This is a genomic window from Nostoc sp. NMS8, from assembly GCF_017115045.1.
In the GTDB taxonomy this organism is placed as follows: Bacteria; Cyanobacteriota; Cyanobacteriia; order Cyanobacteriales; family Nostocaceae; genus Nostoc.
Genome location: NZ_JABXKK010000106.1, coordinates 17,221 through 39,662 on the forward strand (window position 1 = coordinate 17,221; position 22,442 = coordinate 39,662).

The 22,442-nt window shown below is 38.0% G+C and carries 14 protein-coding genes and 1 pseudogene; 5 read left to right on the top strand and 10 right to left on the bottom strand.

Features of this window, described 5'->3' with window-relative positions:
* Positions 1 to 9 precede the first annotated feature (9 nt).
* From HWQ39_RS28060 to HWQ39_RS28095, 8 genes are all read right to left on the bottom strand, one after another.
* On the bottom strand, positions 10 to 972 hold the full coding sequence (locus HWQ39_RS28060) for a lysylphosphatidylglycerol synthase transmembrane domain-containing protein (protein WP_292852689.1): 963 nt from the start codon (positions 970 to 972) through the stop codon (positions 10 to 12).
* Between the two features lie 68 nt (positions 973 to 1,040).
* Positions 1,041 to 4,352 (bottom strand): glycosyltransferase family 39 protein, encoded by a 3,312-nt coding sequence (locus tag HWQ39_RS28065; RefSeq protein WP_292852692.1) that lies wholly within the window; start codon positions 4,350 to 4,352, stop codon positions 1,041 to 1,043.
* Positions 4,352 to 5,710 (bottom strand): hypothetical protein, encoded by a 1,359-nt coding sequence (locus tag HWQ39_RS28070; protein WP_292852694.1) that lies wholly within the window; start codon positions 5,708 to 5,710, stop codon positions 4,352 to 4,354. The genes HWQ39_RS28065 and HWQ39_RS28070 overlap by 1 nt, the downstream gene beginning before the upstream one ends.
* Before the next feature lie 13 nt (positions 5,711 to 5,723).
* On the bottom strand, positions 5,724 to 7,247 hold the full coding sequence (locus HWQ39_RS28075; RefSeq protein WP_292852696.1) for an efflux RND transporter periplasmic adaptor subunit: 1,524 nt from the start codon (positions 7,245 to 7,247) through the stop codon (positions 5,724 to 5,726).
* Between the two features lie 40 nt (positions 7,248 to 7,287).
* Complete coding sequence (locus HWQ39_RS28080) at positions 7,288 to 8,514, bottom strand: glycosyltransferase family 4 protein (RefSeq protein WP_292852709.1); 1,227 nt, start codon at positions 8,512 to 8,514, stop codon at positions 7,288 to 7,290.
* 110 nt (positions 8,515 to 8,624) lie between these two features.
* Positions 8,625 to 9,398, bottom strand: coding sequence for a 2OG-Fe(II) oxygenase (locus HWQ39_RS28085; protein WP_292852711.1), 774 nt, complete (start codon positions 9,396 to 9,398; stop codon positions 8,625 to 8,627).
* A gap of 263 nt (positions 9,399 to 9,661) precedes the next feature.
* A complete protein-coding gene (locus tag HWQ39_RS28090; RefSeq protein WP_292852714.1) occupies positions 9,662 to 10,495 on the bottom strand; it encodes a glycosyltransferase family 2 protein in 834 nt (277 codons plus the stop codon).
* Positions 10,496 to 11,134: 639 nt separating this feature from the next.
* Positions 11,135 to 12,115 carry a D-glycerate dehydrogenase gene (locus HWQ39_RS28095; RefSeq protein WP_292852717.1) on the bottom strand — a complete coding sequence of 327 codons (981 nt, stop codon included), beginning with the start codon at positions 12,113 to 12,115 and terminating at the stop codon, positions 11,135 to 11,137.
* Positions 12,116 to 12,232: 117 nt separating this feature from the next.
* On the opposite strand from HWQ39_RS28095, the gene HWQ39_RS28100 reads away from it, so the two are divergent.
* The 4 genes from HWQ39_RS28100 to HWQ39_RS28115 all read left to right on the top strand — a co-directional run bounded on the left by HWQ39_RS28100 (position 12,233) and on the right by HWQ39_RS28115 (position 18,367).
* Positions 12,233 to 14,815, top strand: coding sequence for a BsuBI/PstI family type II restriction endonuclease (locus HWQ39_RS28100; RefSeq protein ID WP_292852971.1), 2,583 nt, complete (start codon positions 12,233 to 12,235; stop codon positions 14,813 to 14,815).
* A gap of 163 nt (positions 14,816 to 14,978) precedes the next feature.
* Complete coding sequence (locus tag HWQ39_RS28105) at positions 14,979 to 16,034, top strand: glutathione S-transferase family protein (RefSeq protein ID WP_292852720.1); 1,056 nt, start codon at positions 14,979 to 14,981, stop codon at positions 16,032 to 16,034.
* A 52-nt stretch (positions 16,035 to 16,086) separates the two neighbouring features.
* Entirely contained in the window at positions 16,087 to 16,971 is an 885-nt protein-coding gene (locus tag HWQ39_RS28110; RefSeq protein ID WP_292852723.1) for an aspartoacylase, read from the top strand.
* A 412-nt stretch (positions 16,972 to 17,383) separates the two neighbouring features.
* Positions 17,384 to 18,367 carry a polysaccharide deacetylase family protein gene (locus HWQ39_RS28115; protein ID WP_292852725.1) on the top strand — a complete coding sequence of 328 codons (984 nt, stop codon included), beginning with the start codon at positions 17,384 to 17,386 and terminating at the stop codon, positions 18,365 to 18,367.
* Positions 18,368 to 18,472: 105 nt separating this feature from the next.
* On the opposite strand, the gene HWQ39_RS28120 is transcribed toward HWQ39_RS28115, so the two are convergent.
* Together HWQ39_RS28120 and HWQ39_RS28125 are read right to left on the bottom strand one after the other, a co-directional pair.
* A complete protein-coding gene (locus HWQ39_RS28120; protein WP_292852728.1) occupies positions 18,473 to 18,877 on the bottom strand; it encodes a response regulator in 405 nt (134 codons plus the stop codon).
* A 381-nt stretch (positions 18,878 to 19,258) separates the two neighbouring features.
* Positions 19,259 to 19,660, bottom strand: a pseudogene (locus HWQ39_RS28125) (PPC domain-containing DNA-binding protein).
* Positions 19,661 to 19,795: 135 nt separating this feature from the next.
* Between HWQ39_RS28125 and HWQ39_RS28130 the strand changes: the two are divergent.
* A complete protein-coding gene (locus HWQ39_RS28130; protein WP_292852731.1) occupies positions 19,796 to 22,264 on the top strand; it encodes a dynamin-like GTPase family protein in 2,469 nt (822 codons plus the stop codon).
* Positions 22,265 to 22,442: the final 178 nt, after the last annotated feature.

Genomic DNA, 22,442 nt, shown 5'->3' on the forward strand with positions numbered 1-22,442 from the left:
CTAACTCTTTTACTCCATCCTCCCCTGCCTTGCTAACTTAAATCCTGTAGAATCTAATAGCAAGATTAAAGCTCCTGGTAAACTCAACAGCCAGCTGAGGGCTGTCATAGTTAGGGATAATAGTAGAGCCTGTTCGGTAGTTAGACCAATACGATTAAACAGATAAACCCATAAACCCTCTTTTAGCCCTAGTCCTCCTAAAGAGATGGGAAGTAGAGTAACTACTACGATAATGGGAATAAATACTAAAAGTTGTAAATAGGAAATGGGAATTTTCAACTGTTGTGCCACTAGGTAGTGGTAATAAACTATAGCTAGCTGAAGTAACATTGAAAGACTCATTGATAAAGTTAGGGCTATGCGGTTCTGGGCAAATTTCCGTAACAAAATTTGAATTTTGGCAAAACGAGCAGCCACATTACTGAGGTGAAATTTTTGTAGCCAAGGTTCTGCCAAAATTAATAGTTTAGGACTTGATATTAGTAGGACTGCTCCTACCAAACTGCCCACACAAACAAGAAATAATAAAATAATATCCCAGCGTCCCACTAACTTAAAAGCAGGAGGCAGACCAATTAAAGCCAAAGCGGATAAAGCGGCAAGACCTGTAAATCTTTCTAAAAATACAGATACTACTGCTACTTCAGAATCTTTGGTTTCTTGTGCAACTCGATAAACACGATATACATCTCCACCTAAAGCCCCAGGTAGAAAAATATTGAGAAACATCCCAGCAAAATAGCTGCTAAGTAAACTGCTCATTGGTGCTGAATGACCACTGGAATTGAGAACAACTTGCCAGCGCCAACAACTCAACCATTGACAGCCAGTGTAGAAAATTAAAGCTAGGACTATAAAAGGTAAAGAAAGGTTCTTAAATTGATTATAAGCTAGACCCAAGTCTATTCGAGTAAATACAAATACAAGTAGACTAACGCTTACAACGGTTTTGATAATTGTTTTTATTTTCATATTTTTTCAGAGTCAATATACACTTTTTTGATTAATTATTAGTTAATAGCTGCAATTCAAAAATCCAATCAATAAGCTCCTAAGTCTTTACCTTGATTAGGTATATTATTTGGTAATCCATCTGACGGTTGCCATATTCGTAAACGAGTACCAAAAGTTTCAAAAATTGGTTTCCCTAAAGTTTGAACATATTGACGCAATTCAGGGAGAACTCTATTATGTCTAACATCATCTATCTGAATCCAAACATGATTAGACTTTTCCAAAATATGATTTAGTTTATCTACACTATTAACTATTTCTCCACCACCCCAACGGTCTATTAACTTACCATCTTTCCAATAAGCTAAATCAAAGTTTTCATTTTTTAAAGGTGTAAATAGAAAGTAATCTAATTTACCTATGCTAATTGGTGCAAAAGATGGCATTGTCGATAAGACAACATCTCCAGATTTTTTGTGAGTGCGAATATACTCGAAAAGAATAGTATTTTTTCTATTAATTGCCTCTTGATAACCAGATAATACTCTTTCTGGTTGTAAATTGCATATTATTACTAGGACAAAGCAAGTTACAAAAATTGTTTTTAACGGTAGAAAGTTATGTAGCAAAGATTGCATTATTCTCCCTAGAGACTCTATCATGCAAATACCACTGTAAATAGATAGTAAAATAAATATTGGATACATGCCATAAATATATCGCTCTTGTAAGTTATAAGCTAAAACAGTAACTAATAATATGTTCATATATATACTGCCAAATAGGAAAATTATTTTACTATTTTGATTTAGTTTAATAAAATATAGAATACCAATTATAAAAAGTAAGCTATAAATTGTACGCATTCTATCAGGGCCAATCATATAAGTCGCTAATAATCCTGTAGTATCAGAGAAATGAAGTCTAAGATATGAGGCTGTAGCATCAGATAAAGCAGGTAAAGGAGTTAAAAGTTTTATGACTGCAAAACCCAAATCAAAAGCAAAAATAATTAGCATCATTATGCTACCCAAAATAATCTGCCAGTCATGAAATAAGTTAAAAGGTCTATAAAAGTAAAGAAAACCGAGAATAAAAATCGGCAAAAGTGTTAAGTTAACTTCCTGAGTCAGTAAACTCATAGTTAAAGCAATGAAAAAAATAAACTGATATCGCCTTCCCTCCCTATCAATAAAACCTTTCAAGAATGACCAAAAGCAAAGTATAGTCATGAATTGTAGAACGGGATAGAAACGGATAAATCGAGAATACCAAATCTCCCAAGGGTCTATAGCCAAAACTGCTATTACTAGGAGACAAATCCATACTTTTATAGTTAGTTGACGCGCAAAAATATAGACCAAAACTAGAGTAGCAGTCCCCCAAAGTACAGAAAGAAAGCGAGCATTAACTATAGAATCTCCCACTAGCCGTAACCAAAAAGCCAGTAGGTAATGATAGAAAGGGCCACGAGTGTACCAAATACCTGAAGTTGCTATAGGTACACCTATGCGGAGGATGCCTCTAGTAGCATCTAAAGAAGTATTTTCATCAGCATCTAAGTCAATAAAGCTTAAATGATAAACTCTCAATCCAAAACCCACACCGACAATCAGGATAATAAATGCCCACTCACCCCAAATAGCCCATTTTTGTTGAATGGTATTGAATGCATCTTCAAGAACTAAGATTGGTAATTGTTTCTGTCTATGCAACCATCCAAAAATGAAGGCAGTAATTGCTGCTACAACAGCTAAACTAAGAACTACAAATATATTACCTCTTACTGCCAAGCTAAAACTCATACAAGTAACTAAACCTAGTAATAACCAGAGAAAAGATAGAGGTAACTTTTTAATATTTAGCTTGACAATATTGAAAATTAATGTTGATACAACTATAGCTATAAATCCAAGTAATATTAGATAATTGCTTTGTGGTTGGGCAAAAAGCAATCCCACTTCTGCTTCTGCAAAACGGTGTTTGAGTAAACCGATAACTATTAAAAATAAAGTTCCTGGCGATAATATTGCTGCTCCTGTAGCAAAGTTCTTCCACCGACTATCTTTGTATCCCAGCCATAAGCTTAGAAGTGAGGCATAAATCACAGCAAAGGTAATTCCTCCTAGTTGCCAAAGACTTTGATGCCATAAGTAGTTTGGGTAATTAAGTAGATAAGCATCGCCTTCAAAGTTTCGCTGAAATTCTTGTTCTTTGGGTAAACTCAGAAGGGTTGCAGATTGACTTTTACCTGCACCCAATACCCAACCAGATACAGGTTGATTTATAGTTTTCCAAATATTATTGGTAGTAATTACTCCTACAATTTCACTTTTTTGTGTTTCTGCCCAACCATCTAAGAGAAAATCGAGAGAACTATTTGGACTAACAAGATTGCTTCCTCCCGATGCAGCCTCCAAAGAACTAGCCAAACTTACTGCTAAGAAGTTATTCCCAGGTTGTAAAAGTTTTGTTACTTCCATTAAATGTAACTTACTGCCATCCTCGTCTCTATAACGGTTAACCAGATGACCGTTTAGCAACACGGAATACTGCCCTTCTCCTGCAAATCTAATGTAAGCATGAGCAATTGGAGTTTTTGGTATCTGCCACGCACCCCTCAACCATTGCTCTCCTTTACGACTGGGAATTCCAGTTATCCAATTTCCCTCTAAGTTGCGATCAAATAAATTTTTACTTAACCGACTATAGGTAGCCTCTTTAGTGAAACCAAGTAACTTAGCTTCTGACCAACTTGTATCTGGAAAATCTAGGTCATACCATTGAAGCGAGTGATGGGTTTCCGAAAGATTTGAGATACGCCAAGAAGTTTCACCCGTTGTTAAGTTAACTGGCGTGGTATTGGCAACAGGATAAACAACCCCTTCAATCACCACACGGGGATTAGTTTGTCCTTTCTGAATTTCTAACGCAATGACATTTTTACCTGGACGCAAATTATGAGTTAGGTCTACATAAGTTGTTAATTTCCAGTCTTTAGAACTACCAAGTAAATAACAGACTGATCCTTTATTACCGTAGCGACTACTATCATTGATATTTTGAAAAGGTACTCTCAATCCTGCACCAATACCACTAGGACTATTGAGAACACTATTTTCTCTCGCTATTTGCCTGCTATTGACGTATATAGTAAAGTCATTATCAGCACTTATTCGCAACCAACCTGCTTTTACACTGGTAGGTAAATCGAAGGTATGACGTGCATAAAAACGGTAAGTTGGTACTTGAGGAGCAATCCATTGAGCTTGTTGCGACCAAACTACACGTTCTACAGGAATGGGCGTTTTTTCCCAAATAGAAAAACCTAATAACCCCATTAAAAGACCCAAAATTAATACTAGTCCTAATGGCAACCAACGACCTGAACGATGCATTATTCTTCCTCTACAGCAGATTTATTCCAAGCTTTAGTATCAACTGATTGGCGATAGCGTTCCCAGGTTTGATTAACATTGCTATTACTATATTCATCCCAAGCTAAATGTAGGTAAGCTTGACCTAGTAATCCAATTCTCGGCTCTTGAAAGTATTGCTGTCCATTTATGATTTGTTTAGCAACCTCGGCTGATTTATGAAATTCCCCATTCACAACCCTAGCCAACATTAGGTCATAAAGGGCTTCTATATTACTAGGATAAATACTTACCGCCTTCTCAAAAATATCTGCTGCTGCTCCTGGCTTTCGTGTGTTTGATTTATTGAGATAATTAACCCCTTGATTCAGGATTGCTGCAACGAGATATCCCCTGGTTAAAAAGTGATGGGGTTGAATATCTAAAGATTTTTGAAAATAGTTTTCTGCTTCCTGAAAATTACTAATCCTATATTTTTCCAACCCTTTAACAAAGTTAATTAAAGCAATATCTGGTATATCTGCATAAAACTCTGCTCTTGCTAATCGCTCTAAAAATACTTCATCTCCTTGTAAAGGAGGATACCATAATGTTAAAACCTTACTAGTATTCGCAACCTGAAAATATTCACCTTTGGCAAACTGGGTATCTAATTTAGAATTAACAATATTAATACTTATTATAATACTTAAGATTAACACTAATAATAAAACTGCTCCTGGTAAAAACAGCTTCATATCTTGAATAAAAATATTCAAACTTGCATTTCTTTCTCCTAAATAAAACCCAAATAAACTAATAATTAGCCCGATCAGAGCAAAACTCCAACCCTTGCCTATAAAGGTAAAAAAGCTGTTTTTGTAGCCAAGTCCATAAAGTACAATTTTCTCCCATGATGGCATCTGGAAAAATAGGCTATCTTGAATTGATATTTCAAAGATAGAGGGAGGAGTATCTGGCGCATCTAAAGATATATTCTGTTTCCATTGGGATTGGATCTCAGAGAAATTTTTGTCAACATGAGTAGATACTTTTTGCCCCTGCTTGTAGTAACTTGACGCTATAAAATCAACAGTAGGTGACCAAGTTGTGATGAAATAAGGAAAGAGCAAAGCTGTCAACAACGCTGTCCACAAGGATAACCGGGCAGCACGACTTATATTCAATCCAATAGCTAAGGCACAACCGACAATTATAAAGAAAGCTACCGTGAATCTAGCCAAATTTGCCCAAAATAGATTTGTACCAAATGTTTCTAAAGCTTGAGGTGGTAAACGATACCAGGGAAATATTACTCCTAGTACTAAAACTATAAAACCGATGAAAATAGTAATTTTTTGTCGATTAAACCAGCTAAACCAAGAATGTAACTTGTTCATAACGAATTACTTCCTAGCGTTGTTGTGCAATTGGCATTTGTGCAGATTGTGCTTCGATGCGATCGCCTGGATTTAAAGCTCTGGCAGAAGGTACCACCTGTTCTCCAGGTTTTAAGCCTTCTAGTACTTCGCGCTGATTATCAAATATCCTCCCTAGCTTGACTTTTCTGACAACAGCTTGACCGGCTTCGGCAACCATTACCATGCCTTCACCAGCAGACAAATGAGTGACAGAACTTTCTGGAATAACTAAGGCTGTCTTGCCTTGATTCATAAACTGAACATAACCCTGTAACCCAGGGGGCATTTGCAGATTATTAACAGCAATCCAAGCAGAATAAGTATACTGTCGATCAATGCCCACTCTACCAGGTCGAGTTGAATTGGTTTCCACTGTGGGATTAAGTTGAATAACCTGTCCCTCAAATGTACGTCCAGGATACGCTATCAAACGCACTGTAGCCTTGTTACCGACTTTTATGGCGTTCAGTCGCGCTTGGTCAATATAAGCCTTAAATACAATATTCTGAGTCAGAGTCATTAGAGCGTCACGGTTACGTGCATCCGCTATTTCTCCACTATGAATATTGACTACACTAACCAATCCATCGGTACTGGCATAAATTACTGTTCTATTCAAGTCTCTAAGAGCTTTCTGTAGGTCTATTCTTCTGTTTTCGACAGTCAAGCGAGCATTTGCCAAATCTTTATCTAGATTTTCCTGAGCTAGTTTCAGAGCTTGTTGAGCAGAAATTAATTCATTTTTACGACTGAGGTGAAAATCTTTATTAATAAATCGCTTATTTTGGGTATCAATAACTCCTTGTTGAGCACTCAACAGTTCTCTTTTCCGAGTTGCATAAATATCTTGCATGTCATATAGCTGAAATCTTGAAATTGCTCCCTGATCTGCTAACAATTTAATTTGGTTAAGTTTCTCTTCAGCGGTAGTTAACCTTAATTGAGCAGCCTGAACATTGTTGTTTACTTCCTGCTCTGCTAGATTGTCGATTTCTTTTTGTTGAGTTTGAGATGCATCAGCTCTTTCTTCAGCAAACCTCAAATTTGCTTGTAAATCTAGCAACCTCCCTGGTGCGGAACTTTGCAAAGTTTGGATGTTTTTCTCAGCAGTGGCAAGGTTATTTCGAGCTGTATTTACTTGGTCTTCAAAGGGAGCTTTTTGTAAAACAAGCAGCGGTTGACCTCGACGCACCCACTGTCCTTCCTCAACGTCCACTTTTTCTACCAGCCCTGATATCTGAGAGCGGACATCTACTTGTTGCATAGCAACGGATTCGCCCGGTGCTGCTAAACTATCTTCTAAATTTTTGGTTTCCACTGCTACAGTTTCAACTTGGATGGGTTTACCAGCCATACGTTGCAGAGCAGGATAACCAAAACCTGAAGAGTAAAATCTTGATTCTGGATCTTTCAGGGCGGGTAAAAGCACTCTTACAGATAGAATCCCCATTAGACCTAAAGGTGCTACTACCAATGTAGTCAGAATTGCACGAGATAATAAGAGACGGGCTTGCATAGTTTTTATACAAAATTAGTACTAAATAGGACACTTATTATTAAGTAAGAGTTGCAGTACTTTTTTCCGTAAAACAGCTATCTAGAGCTTTAGCAAAAACCTGTTGCCACATTGGAATAATGCGATGCCAGCTAAAACGGACTTGCACATCTGCCAAACCTTTTTGCCCCATTTGTGTAGCTCTGATTGGGTCTAATAACAAACTCAGGATTGCTTGTGCTAGAGCTTCTGGAGCTTTTTCTGGTACTAGCAATCCTGTGATACCAGATTGAATCACATCAACAATTCCGCCGACAGCACTGGCAATTACAGGTTTTTGATGGGCTAAAGCTTCAATCATGACGATTCCCAAACCTTCAGTATCACCTTTACTATCTACGATGGCTGGTAATACAAAAATGTCACACTCAGCATATTCTGAAGCTAATTCTTCTTTACTGACAAAGCCCAAAAAGTCTATTACGTCATCTAATAAGAGTGTATGGCACTGTGATTTAATTTCTTGTTCCAGAAGACCCTTACCGACAATCCTTAAACGCACAGTTTGTTGAGCTAATACTAAAGGTAGAGCCTCCAATAAATATCGTAAACCTTTGCGCTCATCTAATCTACCAACAAATAAAAGTCTCGGAACTTCCAAAGGTGGGCGTTGTTTAGGTGGCTTGGCTTCAATAGTTAGACCATAAGGAATTACGGTAATATCTCCATCATAAAGTTTTTGAATCAACCCAGCAGTAAAAGAAGAATTTGCTGTTACACCTTTGGCAATAGGCAATAACCAACGAAGAATATTAGTTACAAAGCCAAACTTATTTGCTAACATCAGTTCGGCTCCGTGGAAACTAAACACCATTGGAATGCCTAGTAAAATACTTGCGGGTAAACCCATCAATCCATGTGGGAAAGGCCAGTGAATTTGGAGTAAATCTGGCTTTTGTTTACGACATACCCAAAGCAATTGTAACGTACCTAACAAGATATACAAAGCAGCAACTAACAAATAAAGAGGTTGTCTTTGCAATTTTGTAGGAGCGCCATCGCGTACCAAATTTTCAAATTTTTTGGGAAAATAGCGAAAACGATAGACTTTAACTCCATCTAAATCATGACTTTGAGAACCTTCGTATGCTGGAGCAAACACTGTAAATTTGGCTCCTGTTGGTTGCAAACGCAAAATCGCTTCTCTGACGAATGCACCGTGATTGGCATCAGCCGTCATTGGATAGACAGAAGTGACAACCAAAATGTGTTTTCCTGTAATATCCATACATTTTTACTACAATCTTGTTTGGAATACTTTGGCTATAAATATCAGCAATTCAGGGTATTTAAGGTAATTTAGTAAATATTATATGCAATTAGATGCAGAATAACTGACTAAAATAACTTAGCTTTGAGTCTTGCTTTTAGACTAGTGATGGAATTGTATAACTTAGCGAATCTAAATTTTAGAAGGGAGTCCTTTTCAGGAGCAAAACTTGCTAGCTTTCTCACAGGTAATCTATCAAATAATTCTTCCTTATAGATAGGGATAAGAATTACTTTACGAGTTAATCCTTCAGGTAATCTTAATTGCTCAAAACCATGATAAGTAGTCTCATCTGATTGCATAATAATACAGCGATTAAATTGAGGAGCAATTTCACTAGTTAATCCTGTTAAACCTGAACGCAGTAAAAGTTGTCCTCCGTATTCTTTTTTCCAGTCTTTATTTAGATAGATGAGAATGTTCAAACAATGTAGCCAGTTATGTTTTGATGGATGTAGGTTGAAGTCTGTATGCATTTCTAGAAAACTACCATTAACACCTTGGTGAATATCTCCACCAAATTCGCAATCAATAAATACATTTTCCCCTGCAAGTTTGCTAAGAAATAGTTTTAACCTACTAGATGTTACTTCTTTATAAAGTGCAGTAAATGAATTAGAAATTTGATTCCACTTTGATAATACATATTTATTAGGAGAATAAATATAGTGGTGAGAGCGACTCATAGCCGAAATACCTGGAAAATCCCGCAATAAATCTTCTGCTAAAGATTCATCTAAAAAATTGTCAATCACAATATGAGGAAAGGGGATTGCTGCATGATGCAAAGACACCCATTCTTTATATTTATCATATACAGTTAGATTAACTGCACAATGCATAAGCTTATGTTCTCATAATTGAATGACGTTGGCTCAAATAATTATCTATGCTGATACTGTATTTAGCTAATAAGCTTGTTTGGATACTAAACAGAAAGTTGCTAGCTCAATCCATCTCAGACTAGGAACAATTTTAAATTTCCCAATCGCTGAAGTCAAAACTTAGGAATGGGTAGGCAGCAATCAACAAGTAAAGAGTAGGAATTATCATTTGTGTTACTGCCTCAATTACCAAAAAAAAGCTATCTATAACAACAAGTTAACTACCGACCTGTTTCAACATCCATCTGCATATCAAAAGCTTCTCGACCAGCTCGAAATCCTACTTTTAAGGCTGCTAAAATTGCTAAAAGATACCGCAAGGGAAGAATGGGACGGTGTTGAAAATAGAACCACGACAAAGCTCTAGAAAAATCGATCGCAGATGAAATTAAGCGCTTGCGACCAAATTTGCTTTTACCCGAAAAGCGGGGATACCAAGGTGTTGGCACTTCGATAATGTGATGCCCTTTGGCTGCTAAAATTGCTAGCAGATAGCGGTGGGTAGTTACTTCAATTTGTAAATCAACTAGCAAATCCCGACGTACCAGTTTAATCCAGTTCATATCATGGATATTGAGTCCAAAAGCTAATTTACAGGCAGTATTGGCAAACTTCGATGCCAAAATTTTGCCATCTCCTCGTTGTTGTCTCCAACCTGCAACACCATCTATCCCAGGTTTGCAAGCATTCAAAAGTATTGGTATATCGGTTGCTGGATCAGATTCTAAATCAGCTTGGCTCCAGCAAATCCAATCTGTTCTAACATTAGCGATCGCTGTCTTCCAGACTTCAGTTACGCCTCGTCTCTGGGAATGAGAAATTACTTGCAGAAAAGGGTATTGCTTAGTCAGTTTTGTTAATATTTCAGGACTATTATCTGTGCTGCCATCATCAATTAGCAATACTGGGAAAGTAAAGCCAAGCTTTTCAAAGGCTTTTTCCACAGAAATTAGCAAAGGCTCTAAGTTACCTTCTTCGTTAAGAGCAGGAATCACAACCGTGACAGAGCGACTCTCAACAGGTGTTAGTGACAAATCCTTTTTGAGCGAGGTCATAGGTATCTCCTTAATTTCCTAGTGAATAGCACTGCTCTTGCTTGCCGGCTGGACAGTGCTATTTTCTTTAGTTATTCAGGCTGGTGATGAACTGCGAGTTGAGCTTGATCACCATCTCTGAAAATCTCTGTTTCAAAGTAGTTAAACTCTTTGCTTCGTTTTAACAGTGGCAGTTTCATTATGGTTAGTTATAGTTATAATATAACTTACCCTGGTTTCCTAGGGAAATGGGCACTGCTCTTGCTTGCCGGCTGGGCGGTGCCCTCAATTTTATTTCCATTGATTATGTTATGTTAATTTAAATTACCTTAATTAATTTACAACATTGTTCTCATTAATACCTTTGTTGAAAAGCTAAAAGCGTATTTTGGTAATGTTTTCCAGGTTCTAGTTTTTGGCGTTGCATAGATGCAATATGAATTGGCATGTTGAAACTATCGAAAATTAGTTTCAAATCGGGCAAAATCATTAAATAAATAAGCAGCCAGTTTTTTATATGGCCAAAATGTTTGTTTATTAAATTATTAAAATATCCATGTGGTGACTTTACCTTTGGATAACTTTTTGCTTTGTGAAAATTTTATGATAATTTACTGGATTGACCCTCTACTAACTGGTTAATATGCTACATTACTTTCATTAATTGTGCAATATAATTTCAGGGTTGACACAATTAGCCAAGCGATCGCCCCTCAATCCCGCGATTAAATTAGTGATCGCCATTGTTGCCATTTTTGAGCGCGTTTGACGGCTGGCACTGCCAATATGCGGCGCAATAATTAGATTGTCTAAGGTTAACAACAGGCTATCGCTGGGAATTGGTTCAGGTTCGGTGACATCTACAGCCGCAGCAGCAATTTGACCACTGGCAAGGGCACGATACAGAGAATCTGGATCTACAATAGTTCCTCGCGCCGTGTTAATCAAAATAGCTGATCGCTTCATCAATTCAAATTGGCGATCGCTAATTAGATGATAAGTATCATCAGCCGATGGTGTATGCAGTGTCACAAAATCCGACTCTTGCAATAAATGTTCTAACGTAGCAAACTCCACACCTAGAGATTGTTCTAATTCTGGGCTGCATCGTTGCCTACTCGTATACAAAATCTGCATTTCAAACCCTTTGGCACGACGAGCAACTGCTTGCCCAATCCGCCCAAAACCAACAATCCCCAAAGTCGCACCTGTAACATTTGGCCCCAACAACAAATCTGGTTCCCAAGTCTGCCACAAACCTGCACGAGTAAACCGATCTGCCTCCACTACTCGCCGTGCAGCTGCCATTAATAATGCCCAGGCAAAATCTGCGGTAGCATCGGTTAACACCCCAGGAGTATTACCAACGGGAATTTGTCGTGCCGTAGCGGCGGCAATATCAATGTTATCGTAACCCACCGCCATTTGACTGATGACTTTGAGTTTCCCGGTTTCTATGAGTTGGCGATCGATTTGGTCAGTCAGCAGACATAGCAAACCATCTATTTCCTTAACCTTTTCTAGTAAAATTTCGTATGGAGGGGGTTGGCGTTCTGGCCAAACTTCGACAATAGCGAGCGATCGCAGTTGCTCTAATTCGATGGGTAGGCGACGAGTAATGAAGACTTTAGCCTGAAGCATAGTTTTAAAATAATTTTTGGATAAAGGGACGCTTCTTGCATCAGTTCTCCTTAAAATATCATGCCGTAAATTCAAAACCTGATAAAGTTGATTTTTGTTCTGTGAAAATGAGCCGTGATGTTCCAATCAAGCAGTCGGGAGTCTACAGACAATCATCACAAGCCGTTGGAATTCAAAAGCTTGTCGAAATGTTCTGCCAGAAACTTACTTGGTGAAGTAGACTTTCTGAGAATTGCTGCAACCTTGAAACAAGATCAAAAGCAAAAAGGAAAACTGGGCCAATTTTTGACTCCTGCTCCAGTAGCAGAATTAATGGTTGGGATGTTTGGCAAACTCGATCTTCCTCAAATATCTTTACTTGATGCTGGAGCAGGAGTTGGCTCATTACTTGCAGCCTTTGTAGCTAAACTCTGTCAGAGCCAACAACGCCCAGCTAATTTAGATATTGTTGCCTATGAAATTGATCCTTTTCTGATTGGGTATTTGCATCAGACATTGAAATTATGTGCTAGAGAATGTCAAATAGCTGGTATCTCTTTAAATTATGAGATTCGGAATACGGATTTTATTGAGGATGCAGTCAGACTTCTTGGCCCTAGTTTGTTCGATAATCCTGACAATTGTAGATTTACTCACGCTATTCTCAATCCACCATATTTAAAAATTAAGGCTCATTCCAAAGTTCGTGATTTGTTACGTTCTATAGGATTAGAAGCCAGCAATCTATATACAGGTTTTATCGCTGCTACAGTTCAGCTTCTTGAATCAAAAGGAGAGCTTGTAGCTATTTCGCCGCGTAGTTTTTGTAATGGGCCATATTTTAGAGACTTTCGTAGAATGTTTTTGGAAATGATGGCTTTAGACCAGATACATCTTTTTGAATCCAGACAAAAAGCTTTTAATGATGATGAAGTTTTGCAGGAAACAATGATCATCCATGCTGTCAAACAAAAACCAAAATTTGACAATGTAATCATCAGTACAAGTTCAAATGCCGATGATGATTTTATGTTGTCCAATTCATTAGCTTATGCAGAGATAGTTCTTCCCCACGACTCACAACAATTTATCCACATTATCCCCGATACATTAAGTCAGCAGGTCATTGAAAAAATGGCTAATTTTATCTGCACATTAAAAGACTTAAAATTAACTGTATCAACGGGACGTGTTGTAGATTTTCGTGCTAAAGAATATCTGTGTTTAATGCCAAAACAAAACACTGTTCCCTTGATTTATCCCTTGAATTTCTCAGCAGGATATGTTGAGTATCCCAAGGTAACTAAAAAACACCAAGCTCTGGTCTATGCAAAAGAAAGTATGTCTCTTTTAGTACCCAATGAACATTATGTTTTGACTAAACGATTTTCCTCTAAAGAAGAAAAAAAACGAGTTGTTGCTGTTGTGTATGATGCTAATCAAATTAATTGTTCTTGGGTAGGCTTTGAAAATCACCTGAATTATTTTCACAAGGATGGAAGAGGACTTAATCTTACCCTAGCACGTGGTCTTGCTGCTTATCTTAACTCTAGCCTCGTTGACGCATTTTTTCGGCTATTTAATGGACATACTCAGGTTAATGCAACCGATTTACGAAATTTAAAATATCCGACAATAGCACAATTAATGAACGTAGGGGTATATATTACTGAGCATTTTCCATCACAGAAAGAAATTGATGAACTTTTGCAAGAAGAGTTACTGAGTATGAGCAATCAGTCTGAAAACAACCCCTTAATAATTAAAACCCGTATTGATGAAACACTGCAAATTCTAATTGAACTTGGACTTCCACGGGCACAACTTAATGAGCGTTCAGCCTTAACCCTGCTGGCTCTACTTAACTTAAAGCCGACTGATCCTTGGGAAACTGCTGCATCTCCCCTAATCGGAATTACGCCAATGATGGAATTTATGGCACTGCACTATGGCAAAACATATAAACCTAATACACGGGAAACTGTTCGCCGCCAAACAGTCCATCAATTCTTAGATGCGGCTTTGATAATTGTAAATCCAGATGCACCTGAACGCCCCGTTAACAGTCCGAAAACAGTATATCAGATTGAAGAAAGTGCGCTTGAACTCTTACGTACTTATGGAACTACTGAATGGGAAAAGAGTATTCGTACTTACCTGGCTTCAGTTGAAACTTTGAAAAAACGATATGCTCAGGAGCGTGAACTATCACGTATTCCGATAGTAATTGAAGGAGATGTGAAAACTCTATCGCCAGGTGGACATAATATTCTGATCAAAAAGATTATTAAGGAGTTTGCAGAACGTTTTACACCTGGGGCAAAACTGATTTATGTTGGTGATACAGATGAGAAATTCGTGCATTTTAATCAAGTGGCATTGAGAGATTTAGGTGTTACTATCGATTCTCATGGAAAAATGCCTGATGTGATTATCCACCATCTAAAAAATGATTGGCTAGTTTTAATTGAAGCTGTAACTTCTCATGGGCCAATTAACCCTAAACGTAAGAAAGAACTTGAAGTTGTTTTTGCTAATATAAAAATTCCCCTTGTAATGGTAACAACCTTTTTAAGTCGGAAAGCAATGGTGGAATATTTGGCTGAAATTGCTTGGGAAACCGATGTTTGGGTTGCAGAAGATTCTACTCATCTCATTCACTTCAATGGAGACTATTTATTACAGGCTTACAAAGTAGATAGAGACTCTGAAACTAAATAAACTATTCTTAAAAATAAGCGATCGCTAGCTTATGAGTTGGCTTTAAAGCAATATCCATATCAACAATATTGTCATATAGATCCAATAGTTCATGCAAAGCGTAGTAGAGTTAAAGTAAGAAATATGAAGGTATGTCGATCGCTCCCAAAGCAAGATTGTCACCATGACTAACTCAACTCCAATGGATGACGAGAAAAAGCTCCCTAAGAAGAAAGGCAAGTCGCTTCCTCCCAAGCTGATTATCTGGTTAGGAAAGTTTGTCTGGACGAGTATGTGGCAGATAATGATGTCAAACCTTGCTCCTCGCAATCAGTCGGGAGCATATATTCGTCCTAATAGTCAGTTTCGCAAGTTCATCGGCACAGATGAAGGGAATCCCCACCCACCAGCCACGGGGCGCTACAAACTCTATGTTGGGCTGGGTTGTCCTTGGGCACATCGAACCTTGGTTGTGCGATCGCTTAAAAAACTCGACGCGGTAATATCAGTATGTATTGTCTCTCCTTCTCCCATTGAAGGCGGTTGGATATTTAATGATGAAGTTGAAGGTTGTCGCACACTGGCTGAATTTTATCAGAAAGCAGAACCCGGCTACAGTGGGCGCTCTACAGTTCCAGTACTATGGGATAACCAAACAAAAGCGATCGTCAATAATGAGAGTTCAGAGATTATCGTCATGCTGAACTCTGAGTTTAACGAGTTCGCCAACAATCCGACGCTAAATCTTTACCCAGAAGAACTTAAAGAGAAAATCGACTGGTGGAATGAGAAGATTTATCACGCGGTAAATAATGGCGTGTATCGCTGCGGCTTTGCCCAGACTCAAGAAGCATACAATCAAGCCTGTAATGAACTGTTCGCAACTCTCGATGAAATTGAGATTGCATTGCAGACTAATCGCTATCTCTGCGGTGAACATCTGACACTCGCAGATGTGCGTTTATTTACAACATTATTTCGGTTTGATAGTGCCTACTATGGGTTGTTTAAATGCAATAAGCAGCGAATTCGAGACTATCAGAATCTTGGAGCTTATCTACGTGATTTGTATCAGCTTCCGGGTGTGGCTGACACTTGCGACGTAGAAACCGTGAAGCAAGACTACTACGGAAACCTATTTCCACTGAACCCCGGAGGAATTATTCCCAATGGCCCTGATATGTCTTATCTTAATCAACCACATGATCGTGATCGCATCGGCAAAGTGAATGCTTCATAAGGTACATTAAGAACTGATACCTCGATGGCTGCATTGCGGAGTTAGTGTAATTGTGAACCAGATTAATCGAGTTGCCATTGTCGGTGGAACTCATGGCAATGAGTTTACAGGAGCCTACCTGATCCAAAAATTTGCCCAGTTTCCTGATTTAATTACTAGATCGAGTTTTGAGACAGTCACCCTGTTAGCAAATCCCAATGCTTTTGCCGCAGGAAGGCGATATGTAGAAAAAGATTTAAATCGCTGTTTTCTCAAGCAAGACTTACAAGATCCTACTCTGAAAAGTTACGAAGAATTGCAAGCTAAATTAATTCAACATACCCTAACATCAAATGGGGATAAACAAGCCGATTTCATCTTAGACTTGCACAGTAGTACGGCTAATATGGGTCTGACAATTATTCTTGATAACAGTCATCCCTTAAATTTGAAATTGGCTGCTTATCTGAGCCAGATTAATCCTTTGGTTAGGATTTATCGCTGCTCTTTTAAATCTATTGAAGAAAATCCATTTGTAAATTCTCTCTGCGAATTAGGCTTTGCAATCGAGGTTGGGCCAATTGCCCAAGGTGTCTTAAAAGCAACACTATTCCAACAAACAGAGGAACTTGTTCACGCGCTTCTAGACTATCTAGAACAGTTTAACCAGGGTGAAATCCCATCAACTAACGAAACCTTGACTCTCTATGACCATTTATCAACTGTGAACTACCCAAAAAAATCCGATGGGACAATCTTTGGGATGATTCATCCAGAACTTCAGGACAATGATTATCAAGCCTTAAACCCAGGAGATCCGATTTTTGTAGCTTTTGATGGTAAAACAATTGTTTATGAGGGTGCATCTACCGTTTGGCCGATTTTTATTAATGAAGCAGCTTACTACGAAAAGGGAATCGCAATGTGTTTAACCCAGAAGCAGCAAATCAATATATAGGATGTGAATAAAATTTTTTGTATGATTGCTTTTGATTGGAAGCGATTGTATAAACTCAACACTCAAATCATTACTTGCTAAAACTTGCTTGTATAAGTTGAAATGTATCTTGGTTATGATATATTAATTACCAGTACTTAAGTATAAGGGTAAAAACTTGTCCAAAGAACTGATCGAGTCAAGTCAAAGGAGTGCTAGAAAATTATTATCTAAATTCACCCGGAATATTTTTCAGAGAAGCAGAATTTCTTTATAAATATGGGACACTAATCTCGGCAATGTCGATTATGGGCTACGCCCACAGAATTTTGTCTTTGCATACAGCCCTAAGTGGAAGTATGAAACTTTACCGATAGCACTTAAAAGTAAGACTATATTTACGCTTAAAATTGTCCAAATACTTGAACTAATAATGAAAACCAAGCAAAAAGGAAACAGACCAATAGCCAGTCTTTCTTTAGACTTGGATAATATTTGGTCTTATCTAAAAAATCAGGGCGCTTCGGGTTGGGAGACTTTCCCATCTTACCTAGATATCGCAGTGCCTCGTTTCTTAGATATTCTTCAACAATGGGATTTGACAATCACAGTGTTCATTGTAGGTCAGGATGCAGCGCTAGAAAAGAATACTAAGGCAATACAAGCGATCGCTAACGCTGGTCACGAAATTGGCAATCATTCATTCTATCACGATCCTTGGCTACACCTATATTCAGAGAATGAAATTGAAGAAGAGGTTGCCCTCGCCGAACAACATATCAAACGCGTTACTCATCAACATCCTATCGGTTTTCGGGGGCCAGGATACAGTTTTTCTCCAGCAGTATTGAAAGTTCTAGCACGACGGGGATACGAATATGATGCTTCAACTTTTCCCACATTTTTGGGGCCAATAGCACGAGCTTATTATTTAATAACCTGTAAATTAAGCAAAGAAGAACGTAAGAAACGGGAAGCACTTTTTGGCGGTTTTAAAGAGGGTTTGCAGCCTCTAAAACCTTATCAATGGCATCTGGGTAAGGATAAACTAACAGAGATTCCCGTTACCACCATGCCAATTTTCAAAGTGCCAATTCACTTCAGTTACATCATGTTTCTGAGTACATTTTCTTCGGAATTGGCGTTACTCTATTTGCGAATTGCTCTGTGGCTGTGTAAACTTACAGGCGTCCAGCCTTCTTTGCTACTCCATCCCACAGACTTTATCAGTCAAGAGGATGTGCCAGAATTATCATTCTTTCCTGGTATGAGTGTCCCTACCTACAAAAAGCTGGCAATAGTGAACAAAAGTTTAGGAATTATATCCAGTCAGTTTAATGTTTTGACTGTTGGACAACATGCCAAATTCGTAGCTGGTGCCCGCCAACTGCCTGTATTAGTCCCTCAAAAGAGATGAGGAGGCAGTTAAGAATATTTGTAGGTTGGGTGGAACAAAGTGAAGCCCAACATACCTTGTAATATGTTGGGTTTCGTTCCTCAATTTGGTAAAAATATGATCCGATTACCAATTACAAGAAGCAAACAAATTAGCGACAATCTCAACTAATTCTCCTGGAGAAACTGGCTTAGATACATGAGTCTGAAATCCAGCTTCCAAAGCGCGAATCCGGTTCTCGCTATCGCCATAAGCAGTTAAGGCAATAGCTGGAACTTTTCCACCCATGTCTGGCTTAAGCGCCCGTATTTTTCGGATAAAAGTGTAGCCATCTTCCCCAGGCATACCTATATCACAAATTAAGACATCAGGTTGCAATTGGGATAAAACTTCCCGTGCTGCTGGTGCTGATGGAACTGCTACAATGGTGGCTCCATCTGCTTCTAATACTGTAGTAATAAAAAAGCGAATATCATCATCATCTTCAACTACAAGAATATTTAAGCCAGCAAGAGGCAGAGAAGGTTGCATAACAAATTACATTTTAATTTTGTCTAACAACAAATGCCGACTTAAAGATTTTGTTTTACTTTAGCCGTAAGTACAACAATCTTGTAGCTAGCAATAACTTTTAACCATTTTCTATTCTATCTGTATAGTACATTACATAATGTTAATATTTGTGTGGTGTTTAACAATCTATAAAGATAGTCAATAACTCTGGTATCAATTCTCTCTAAGCTTGCACTTAATAATTACTCTTTCTCTCTTCTCTACGAGACGCTACGCGTTGGCATACTTGGCGGTTCGTTTAATAAATAATTAAGGTGAAAATCGAAAGACTCAGATCCCCGACTTATGAAATAAGCCAGGGATCTTATTGTTCATGAATGATTTAGGACTGCTATATATTCATAAATTATCAGAGATAATTTCTAGTTCTTGATAACCTGTTTGTTGGTCAAAAGTTCTATTAAAAGTAAATTTTTCACTTGCACCAATAACTATTTCAGCAGTTGCGTAGATAACGCATCCATCGTCGAGATGTCCGCCGATAGTTTTGCCTTCTCGATCAGAAATAGCAATGTGCAAATGTACACCTGTGGTTGCTATTGTACCGTTGAGAGCGATGATTTAAAATTTTCCAGTTAATAATATACTAACGTTTTGATTAGCAAAGCGAATTTTTGCTGCTTTTAGGCTACCAATTCCACTTAATATAAATCCTGCTTTCATGTCTTTCTGTTTGACCAAATTCTTTAAGCTTTGTCTTAAATCGTCGTGAGGTTTCAATCCGATCGCAAAAACTTTCATTAGTCAATAGTCATTAATTGGTTGTTTAAGTAATATTCAGCAATTAAACCACGTAAAAATTATCAGGATTTTTACTGAACCATCAAGACAATAAATATTACTAATATATAGACAAGTATTATCAGGATGCAGAATATGTCAGATTTGCCGCTTCAGTGCAAAAATTTGAAAGAGCAGGTTGAATCTATATTACAACTTTTACAACAAGAACCAACGCTACGTTCTGAAGATATTACACCTGTACGAACTTCTTTAAGTAAAGCGATTTCTCCCAAGTTTGAGATTGTGTTTGCAGGTGCGTTTAGTGCTGGGAAATCAATGCTAATCAATGCACTATTAGAAAGGGAATTACTCTACAGTGCAGAGGGACACGCTACAGGTACAGAATGCAAAATCGAGTATGCAGAAGTAGATAAAGAACGTGTTGTTTTGACGTTTTTAAGTGAAGCAGAGATTCGGGAACAAGCAGTTTCTTTGTGTCAGCAACTAGGATTTCAGACAGTCACTAATATTAACCAAGCTGAGGTAATTAACCTACTACGTCAAGGTTCTGAAGCGATTATTCAGCAGGAGGGAGGTGAAAGTAAATCAGAACGTGCAAAACAGGCGAAGGCGTTGATGTTGTTGCTAGAGGGATATATGGCAAACCGCGATCGCATCTACACTGTGACTAATGCTACATATTCAATGGAGCAATTTAATTTTTCCAATCTCAAGGAAGCTGCGGGATATGCGCGTCGTGGTAGTAATAGTGCAGTATTGAAGCGAATAGAATATTACTGTAATCATCCACTACTGCAAGATGGAAATGTAATTATTGATACACCTGGTATCGATGCGCCAGTAGAGAAGGATGCACAGCTAACTTATGCCAAAATTCAACATCCTAATACTTCAGCGGTGGTGTGTGTGCTAAAACCTGCTTCGGCGGGTGAGATGACAAAAGAAGAAACCGAACTTTTGGAATTAATGCGAGAGAACACTGGAGTACGCGATCGCGTCTTCTATATCTTCAACCGCATCGATGAGACTTGGTACAATACCCAACTACGGCAACGATTAGACGATTTAATTAGCGGGCAGTTTCACAATTCCAGCAAGGTTTATAAAACCAGTGGATTATTAGGATTTTACGGCAGTCAGATTAGACAGACAAGCCAAAAAGATAGATTTGGTTTAGACTCTGTTTTCGCAGAAAGTATTAAAGGTTTAGATGGGAAAGAAGAAACACCACAGTTCGTCTATGCGTTTAACAACTACTGTGTAAATTCAGGAAAACTTTCTTCCACTAAATTTCGTGTCTCTGTGAATGGCTTTGAAACCCCAAATCAAAATTATGTGCGGATTTTGGGAGATTGGGGAAATGAACTAATACAACAGCTAATTCAAGATAGTGGGACTGAAGAATTTCGTACAGCAATTACTCGCTATCTTACCGAAGAAAAACGCCCACAATTATTTAAAAATCTCGCCGATGATTTGGAAGATGTTTGTATTAAACTGAAGAAACATTATCAGAGTGTCCAACGCAATTTAGATAGTCAGCCTCAAGAAATAGAGACGATGAAGGCGCAAGAATTGCAAGGACTAAATCAGCAACTCCAGCAAATTGGCAAAGATTTTAGTGAGCATATCATAGAAGAAGTTAACCATGTAATTAATAATTCTTGTGATAGTTTTGAAGCCGATTTTAAGCAATTGCAATCACGAATGATTCGCCGTTTAGATGAATTGCTAGATACTTTTTCTGTAGCTTATGCTTATCGACGTGCAACCATCAGCCATCCCCGCAATGCTACTGCACCTTTGATTGCTATTTTAGTAGAGGCATTTTATTACTTAGCAAATCAATTAGAAGATATTTTGGTTGAATCTTCTCAGCAAGTAGTTGGAAATTATTTTCAGCGGTTGATTGAAAAGATTCGCAAGTCAGAATATTATCGCCAACTGTATCGTTTATTAGATAATGATGGTGGAATTGAACAAGAGATCAGAAATTTAGAAAAAGTAGTTACTCAAGCATTAGTAAGTGCAGCTAGTGTAGAGTGCGATCGCTTCGTGCGAGAAAGCCCCAGATTCTATGATGAAGGCACTTTTTCTATATATCAATTTCGCCAAACTCTATTACAAACTTCTCAAGGTTACGATGCTGAAAGTATCATAGAAGCAGAGCCAGCAATTAGACAGTTATTGAAGTTAGATTTTGAACCCAAAGTTTCCCAAACTATTCGTAAGTCTTTCCGTCAAACCATCAATCAAATGCTCAAAACTCAGTTGTTACCAATGGCAGAACAGCAAGCAGATGAGATTTTGCAGCAATATCCACAGGCGCGTGCTTATCTAGAAAAAACACTAGAACAAGAGGCTGAAGAAAAAATTGCGAATAATCGCCGATTATTGAGTGTTGTTGAAGAAAATATTGCCGCATATAATTCAGCAGCTTCTAATATTAATAGTTGTTTACAGGCGATGCAATTATCCGATCATCTTTTGCCTGTGATTGGGAATGCAGATTTTATATATGCTACTCCTGGTTCATTCAATAATGATGGCAAATCTGCTAGTAATGGATTTGTGATTTCAGAGAAGGTAGCAGAGGTTTAGTATTAATATCAGGTAAATACAGATAATTTGGGAGTTTTGTAGCTTGTAGTTAGTGACTTTAGCGCTCACTAACTACAGTTTTGCGTAAAGGAGAAACAATTCAAAAATTGAGGCTTGCTATAACTACTCTGTACAGAATTGGGTATTAAATATTAGGTATTAGGAAAACAGTCCCTAA